General features: G+C 48.6%; 10 protein-coding genes and 1 pseudogene. 2 read left to right on the forward strand and 9 right to left on the reverse strand.

From position 1 onward, the window contains the following. Positions 1-600: 600 nt before the first annotated feature. Both EJE48_RS09905 and EJE48_RS09910 read left to right on the forward strand, forming a co-directional pair. Positions 601-897: a hypothetical protein gene (locus EJE48_RS09905; protein WP_124984538.1), complete on the forward strand. Its 297-nt coding sequence runs from the start codon at positions 601-603 to the stop codon at positions 895-897. 43 nt (positions 898-940) lie between these two features. Then, on the forward strand, positions 941-1231 hold the full coding sequence (locus tag EJE48_RS09910; RefSeq protein ID WP_148095979.1) for a stalk domain-containing protein: 291 nt from the start codon (positions 941-943) through the stop codon (positions 1229-1231). A 454-nt stretch (positions 1232-1685) separates the two neighbouring features. Here the strand turns inward: EJE48_RS09910 and EJE48_RS09920 are convergent, their stop codons facing one another. The 9 genes and pseudogenes from EJE48_RS09920 to EJE48_RS09955 form a co-directional block, all read right to left on the reverse strand. After that, complete coding sequence (locus EJE48_RS09920; RefSeq protein WP_124984541.1) at positions 1686-2045, reverse strand: hypothetical protein; 360 nt, start codon at positions 2043-2045, stop codon at positions 1686-1688. Positions 2046-2210: 165 nt separating this feature from the next. Then, on the reverse strand, positions 2211-2714 hold the full coding sequence (locus tag EJE48_RS12990) for an MATE family efflux transporter (RefSeq protein ID WP_330548505.1): 504 nt from the start codon (positions 2712-2714) through the stop codon (positions 2211-2213). Beyond that, positions 2603-3541 carry an MATE family efflux transporter gene (locus tag EJE48_RS09925; protein ID WP_330548503.1) on the reverse strand — a complete coding sequence of 313 codons (939 nt, stop codon included), beginning with the start codon at positions 3539-3541 and terminating at the stop codon, positions 2603-2605. The genes EJE48_RS12990 and EJE48_RS09925 overlap by 112 nt, the downstream gene beginning before the upstream one ends. Before the next feature lie 177 nt (positions 3542-3718). Then, the gene (locus tag EJE48_RS09930; RefSeq protein WP_118580831.1) at positions 3719-4438 is read right to left on the reverse strand and encodes a tRNA threonylcarbamoyladenosine dehydratase; all 720 of its coding nucleotides are present in this window, start codon (positions 4436-4438) and stop codon (positions 3719-3721) included. Between the two features lie 27 nt (positions 4439-4465). Next, positions 4466-5308 (reverse strand): HAD hydrolase family protein, encoded by an 843-nt coding sequence (locus EJE48_RS09935; protein ID WP_160117352.1) that lies wholly within the window; start codon positions 5306-5308, stop codon positions 4466-4468. Next, positions 5305-5811, reverse strand: a complete 507-nt coding sequence (locus EJE48_RS09940) for an FUSC family protein (protein WP_124984543.1) — start codon at positions 5809-5811, stop codon at positions 5305-5307. Before EJE48_RS09940 ends, EJE48_RS09935 begins: the two co-directional genes overlap by 4 nt. A gap of 157 nt (positions 5812-5968) precedes the next feature. After that, positions 5969-6673, reverse strand: coding sequence for a hypothetical protein (locus EJE48_RS09945; RefSeq protein ID WP_170158623.1), 705 nt, complete (start codon positions 6671-6673; stop codon positions 5969-5971). After that, positions 6600-6782: a hypothetical protein gene (locus tag EJE48_RS12890; protein WP_124984545.1), complete on the reverse strand. Its 183-nt coding sequence runs from the start codon at positions 6780-6782 to the stop codon at positions 6600-6602. Before EJE48_RS12890 ends, EJE48_RS09945 begins: the two co-directional genes overlap by 74 nt. Before the next feature lie 12 nt (positions 6783-6794). Beyond that, positions 6795-7221, reverse strand: a pseudogene (locus EJE48_RS09955) (amino acid ABC transporter ATP-binding protein); the annotation flags it as partial.

Here is a 7221-nt window from a genome sequence, read left to right on the forward strand (position 1 = left end):
GCGTTAACGTTAAAAACGAAGGTATCACAGATGATTCCGATCACGAGCTCTGGAAGTTACTCTGTGGAAGAACCCACCAGGCACACTGGATGCGAAAAAAGAACTGACAATGGAACTGCCTGATGGTGTTTACGTACAAACGTAAGTTTGGGTACGTAGATTTCATCGAGGGCAAAGATTAAACTGTAGCAGAAACAGTATTCAAGGCTGCTTACAGAGAAGGGTGACTACGAAACATTCGATTTCGCTAGAAGAACTCTGAAAGCAACAGATGAAAACCTGATAAAGACGGCGGCAACTGGATTCACACTGACACTGTTGCTGAACCCGGCTTCACAGGCGACGTTACTCTGAAAGTAGACGGCGCTGGCATGGATAGGCTCAGGAAGTAAAGATTGCTAGTGTTTGTATCCCCTTACACAGTAGAAGCTTCTCAGAATGACCTGATCATCGCTACAGAAACACAAAGGTTCTACCAACATCGTTGTGAAGGAAGCTGAAGATGGTCTGTGGAAGAAGGGCTCCCGAATTCAAATTCAGCCTTGACAGAAATATCGACACTGAAGATGATGCTACTTACACATAGACGACAAGTCCGATATGGAAGTTAAGAAGATCAAAAACGATCTGGCTTCAGAGTTGACAAAGGAATCCGGCGATGCAGCAACAGTAACAATCTCCGACATCTCTCTGTACATGAGCAGAAGCCTGGCAGCAGGTGCTTACGATCTGCACTGGATACAAAAGGTTTCCGATGAATTCATGGATCAGGCAATCTGGCTCCCATGGAGTGAAGGCAGAAAAGAAGCAAAAGTTAAATACCAGTACTACAACAACGATGACAACTTCAAGCACGTTGTTAAAGAAGGTTTCGTACAACATCATCACAGCTGGTAGAGACCAGGATGATGCTTCCTTCACAAAGAAGGTAGTAGTTCCGTTGGCGAAAAATACATCATCGCAGGTGAAACAGGTTGCTCTGGATGTACCCGCTTACATCTCCGCTGCAGGCTACACAATGCTGCCCGTAAGAGCAGTGCTACAGCACGGGTATCAACAACAAACAACGTTCTGTGGAGCACAGGCTTCCAGAACAGTAACAACCTGTATGTATGGTCAGAGAATCATCACTATGGTTGCAGGCCAGAAGGTTGTTACAGTTAACGGTAACACAATCCCCCGCATCCGCTACAGTACAGATCAAAGGACGGCAGAACATTCCTGCCTATGAGAGATCTGGCTACAGCTCTGGGCGTAACAGACAATCACATGGGATGCAGCTACAAAGACAGCTACAATGAACGGTAACCAGAATAAGTAATTATTCTTTCCTTCATTCTAACTGAATCAGTAGAATCTCTAAGGACACTCCGAAAGGAGTGTCCTTTCTTTTGCATCTTTTTTGCATAAAAAAAGACCTGTTTCTCACAGGTCTTATTTTCTTTAGCGGAAGGTTTTCGCAAGCGCCTTATCGCCTGCTGCTCCGCAAGCAGCGTTTCCCCATGCTCCGCAGGTAAATATTCGCCAGTGGCGTGGAAATGTGCTTCTGACCGTATTCCTTCAAAATGCGCTCCGCATCCTCTGCGGTTTCCTCCGTGGTGTATGGTATCCCCCTGCATCACAAGGAAAACTTCCCATCGTTCTGTATAAACCGCATTTCGCCTTAAATTGTCGCCATCCATATGTCATGGATTCACGCCATCCTCGTTCTTTTCCTCTTCGCCCTTTTGCAGATAAAGAATGTACCTCTGGCTGCCATTATCAAAGCCCATATCCGTATCCACTTTCATATAAAGCGGCTCCTTCACGAAGGTTACGGTTCCCTTCGTAGTCATGCTGCCCCTTCCTGCGTTGTTCATTGCAATCGTGGCATCAAAATTCGCCGTAAAGCTGTCCTGTCCTGCAAGTGCCGTTTTTGCCGCCTGCACATATTCCTCCGCAGAGCCGAGCGCCGCCTCCTGTGTACCTGCGCCACAGCCGGATAAAACCAGACAGACAATAATAAAAGTCATACCCAATCCTCTGCTTTTTCTTTGTTTCTTCATAGGGATTCCTCCTTCATGCCTTCGCGCCGCAGCCCGACAAAAGGCAACAGAACACCGCTTTTCTCAATCCGATTGTAGCGTAAATCTCCACTCATTGCAAGTAAGTTCCCCCTTTCTTCATAAAATTCTAAGAAAATTGTAAGAATTGAGGGATAATTCTCCACTTCACAGATACTGATACCTCTTTCGCAGGGCGGAGAAAGCACCTATGGTAATCAGGATAGAGGCAAGCTCCGCCACCGTAATGGCGCACCAAACGCCATCCAAGCCAAAAAAGAGAGGCAAAATCAAAACTGCCGCCACCTCAAAAACAACTGTACGCAGGAAGGAAATTGCCGCAGAAACCATCCCGTTGTTCAATGCCGTAAAGAAGGACGAACCGAAAATATTAAAGCCGCTCAAAAGGAAGGAAACCGCATAAAAGCGAAGTCCTCTCACAGTCATGGCATAAAGCTGTGCATCATAGCCGACAAAAAGCCCCGAAAGCACGCCGGCAAAAAGCACCCCTATCGAAAGCAGCACAATGCCTGTCCCCAAAAGCAGCTTCAGGCTCTTTTTCAGCACATTCTGCAGCTCCGCCTTCTTCCCCGCACCATAGTTGAAGGCAACGATGGGCGCAGAGCCATAGGCATAACCCAGATAAATCGCAATAAAATAAAATTGACATATAGAATCACGCCATACGCCGCCACGCCGTTTTCCCCCGCAACCTTCATCAGCTGTGCATTATAGAGCATTCCCACCGAGGACATGGAAATATTCGACACCAGCTCGGAGGAGCCATTCGTACAGGCATGAAATAATGCGCCGCCCATCAGCCTTGTTTTCACCAGAGAAAGCTTGCTGCTGTTTTTCCTTGCAAAATAAACAAAGGGAATCAAGCCGCCGACACATTGCCCCAATGCCGTTGCCACCGCCGCACCTGCCACGCCCCAGCCAAGCACCGCAATAAACAGCGCATCCAAAACCATATTCGTCAGCCCTGCGGCAATCGTTACAATTAAGCCAAGCTGCGGCTTTTCCGCTGCAATCAGAAAGTTCTGGAACATATTTTCCAGCATATAAAAGGGAATCCCCAAAAGCACAAGCCTCCCGTAAATCATGCCGTAGCCAAGCATGGCATCATCTGCGCCCATTTTAAGAAGGATTTTTTTCAACGCCGCAATGCCGAGCATCGTCAGCACAAGCCCCAAGCCAATCGCAAAATAAATCAGCATGGAAAAAATCCGATTTGCCTCCTCCTGCTTGCCCTCTCCCAAGGTTTTCGCCACAAGGGCAGTGCCGCCTGTCCCCAGCATAAAGCCGAAGGCACCCAAAACCAATGTGAAGGGGATCACAAGATTGACTGCCGCAAAGGCGGTTTTCCCAACAAAATTGGAAACAAACAGCCCATCGACCACGCCATAAATCGAGGTCAGAATCATCATGGCAACCGAAGGGATGACAAACCGAATCAGCCTGCGATAGGTAAAATGATCCGATAATTGGATATTCATACGTCTTCTCTCCTTTTCAATTCAAAAAAACAGCCCGGTTATTTGCATAACCGAGCGCACTCGACATCTTTTCAACTTTGTAATTGCGACTACAAGTTCTCCGATGAAGATATATTTTATTTGATGATGACTATTGTAACAGAAATAAAGGTGCTGTCAATCCCCTTTCTTATGCCCTTATGCCAAATCCACGCCAGCAATATGCCGGATAACCTCTCCTGCCAGAATCATGCCTGCCACCGGCGGCACAAAGGAAAGACTTCCGGGAATCTGTCGTTTGCCCGTCTCCTGCGATTCTGCCGGCTTTTGGGGCAGCTCCTTAGAATAAACCACCTTCACGCCGCGAATGCCGCGCACCTTCAATTCCTTCCGCATCACCTTCGCCAGCGGACAGACGCTTGTTTTGGAGATATCCGCCACCTCAAAACGGGTCGGGTCAAATTTATTTCCTGTCCCCATGGAGCTGATAACCTCTGTCCCCGCTTTTTTCGCTTCTTCTATCAGAATCAGCTTGGAGGTCACCGTATCAATCGCATCCACAATGTAATCATACGAAGCAAAATCCAGCAAATCCCTGTTTTCCGCACCGTAAACCACAGGATATTCCACCACCTCGGTCTCCGGCAGAATCTCATGAATTCGCTCTGCCATGACAGACGTTTTCCTTCTGCCAATCGTTTTCTGCGTTGCAATCAGCTGACGGTTGATATTTGTCAGGCTTACCACATCTCCATCCACAAGGGCAAGGTGTCCCACGCCGCCTCTTGCCAGTGCCTCTGCCACAAAGGAGCCGACACCACCAATACCGAACACTGCCACACGCGCCTTTCTCAGTTTTTCTATGCCTTCCTCTCCCAGAAGCAGCTCCGCTCTGGAAAATTCATTCAATTCGCTCATATCATTCCTCTCATTCCTTTGGTTCTCTCAGCTCCTTGGGCAGCTTTTCCCCCAAGGCAGCCGCTCATACAAACGGAAAATCTTTCGCACAATGCTGTCGCCGCCATGTCCCTTTAACTGCCGCTTCGCCGCCGCCTTTGCTTCCGCTTCGGCATCCGCAGTTGCATAGGAAAGCTGTGCAGAGGTCAGCATGGAAAGATCGTTTCGGTTGCTGCCAAAGGCAACACATTTCTTCTGCGGGATTTCCTCCATCAGCCGCTCCAGCATATATTTCTTCGTTGCATTTTTATGATAAATCTTCAAATGACAGTATGTCTCCGGCGTTTCCGATTTATCCCGCAGGAAAAGCAGCTCCTGTTCGGTATCCATCTCTTTTAGTTCTGCCTCCAGTGCATCCGCATCCGCATCCTGCAGCACCAGCAGGATATACACCACAACACCATCCTCCGGCATTTCTCCATAAATATAATTGCGGTAAGGCGATCGGCGGTTAGAAAGATACAATTCTCGTTCCACCTCATTTTTAAATTCGCCAAAATAAATCAAAAGCACATTTTGCCAGACCACGTTCAGGAAATAATGATACTCCTTCTCCTTCACAAGGGTGCAGATTCTGTCCACCCATTCCTTCGGCAGTCCGCTTGTCGCACGGTATCGCTTATCCTTCACATCATACAGCACCGCCCCATCCATCGCGATAACAGGCAGGCGCAAATCAAGCCCCTTTAAATCCGCCATCAGCGAAGCGGGTGTACGCTCTGTCGCAATGGTAAACGGCAGGCCATCCTGCAAAAGCTGATTCAGCTCAAAGGAGGCATAGGGCGAAATACCGTTTTTTTCATCGTATAATGCCCCGTCAAAGCCCGTCACAAAGAGATAGTTCTCTGTCCTTTTCCGTGGCAGATGCAGATTATTGACCCCCAGAGAAACCAGAATCCCGATAATCGTTTCAACAGAACGATTGATTGCCCCCTCCAGCGGTGTATACCCACATTAGAGAGGCAGACACTCAGCAGTACAATCCCTGCCAGCGCAGAAGCACCCGTGCGCTTCAATAAAACCGTCACATACATCACAGGAATGACCGCAAAGGAAATCACCAGATATCGCAGGATACGCACCTGATAGGGAATATATTGGATCAGATACAGCACCAGAAGCGCAAAGACCGCCCCAAGCAGTGTGCCGATAATACGGTTTATGGAAACCTGTATGCTGTTTTCCGCATAGGGCTGCATACAGATAATCGCGGCAATCGTAGAAAAAATCGGTACGCCTTCCTCTCCGCGCAGAACATAAAGAAAAAAGCAGATGGCAACCGCCAATGCTGTTTTCACCATACGCATACCGACTCTCGGAATATTTGCAACCATAGGATTTCACTCCTTTTCGCTGTTCTTATTGGCAAAGTATAGAGGAAATCCCTTCTTTCTGTCAAGCTATCTGCCAAAAAAATGCAGGAAAATGCTTATTTTACACGGTTTCCCCCTCACATAACAAAAAAACGCAGAATTTTCATCTGCGCTTTTTTTATAAATATGCCGTACCCTCTGCCACGATAGCAACGCTGCCCGTAATTTCAATTTTCGTAACCGCTCCATTCTGATAGGAAGCTGTTGCGCGCATCACGCCGCCGGGCTGCTTGAGGGAAACGGTAACATCCTTCTTCTCCCTTGCCGCCAGATATGCCCCGACAGCAGAGGTTCCGCTGCCGCAGCCTCTTTCCCAGATGAGACTGACATCCTCCACCGCAACCAACGGTTTCAAGCTTTTCTCCTGCTCATCAAACAGCAGAAGCCCAAACACAGGCGGCAGCCCTTCGCCCAGACCCTTGCCGCGTGTTCCGCCTTTTTTGCGGCATTCTCGCGCCCAAAGGGACGCAGGGACGAGGATATGCGTAATGCCTGCGAAAACAACTGCGGTCAGCTCAATTCTTTCGCCGTCCAGCGTAAATGCTCTCTTTTCGATTGTCTGCGGTAAGGGCATTGCCACTCTGCCAAGAAAGCGATGCTCCGCTTCTCGTTTCATTTCGCAGCGAACAAGCTCCTCCGCACCGGAAACCTCAAGCGTAATTTCCGTTTTTTCGCCAATCTGCAGATTTTTCTTCTGCGCAGCCATGCCGCCAGAGAAAGGCTGGCATTGCCGCAAAATTCCCCCCCCATCATTTGCAGGCGTTTTTCTGCCGCAGGATTTTCCGCTTCCTCGATATAGCCTGCTCAGCGTATACACTGCCATAGGCAATCAGCCTTTCTGCCACAGCAAGCTGCTTCTCTCTTGCCACAGGCGTTTCGATGAGCAGTGTCATATTTTCCGTAGGGCTTGCTTTGATGAATTTCACTTCCATCCGACCACTTCCTTACTGCTGAAAACGGCTCAGGAAGGCTTTGGTACGTTCTTGCTGGGGATGATTGATGACCTGTTCGGGTTCGCCCTCCTCCACAATCACGCCCGCCATCCATAAAAATAATATGATCGGAAACATCCCTTGCAAAGGACATTTCATGTGTCACGATTACCATTGTCATGTGTTCCGCCGCCAAATCCTTGATAACCTTCAGAATTTCGCCCGTCAACTCAGGGTCAAGCGCGGAGGTCGGCTCGTCAAAGAAAAGAATTTTCGGCTTCATTGCCAATGCACGCGCAATGGAAACACGCTGCTGCTGTCCGCCCGAAAGCTCACAGGGATAAGCGTTTTCCTTGTCCGCCAGTCCCATTTTTTTCAGCAGCTCCCTTGCCTCGGCATAAATTTCCTCTTTTTTGCGCTTGCCGATCAGAATCGGCGG

Origin of the sequence: Anaerotignum faecicola (genome assembly GCF_003865035.1) — a bacterium.
Lineage (GTDB): Bacteria > Bacillota > Clostridia > Lachnospirales > Anaerotignaceae > Anaerotignum_A > Anaerotignum_A faecicola.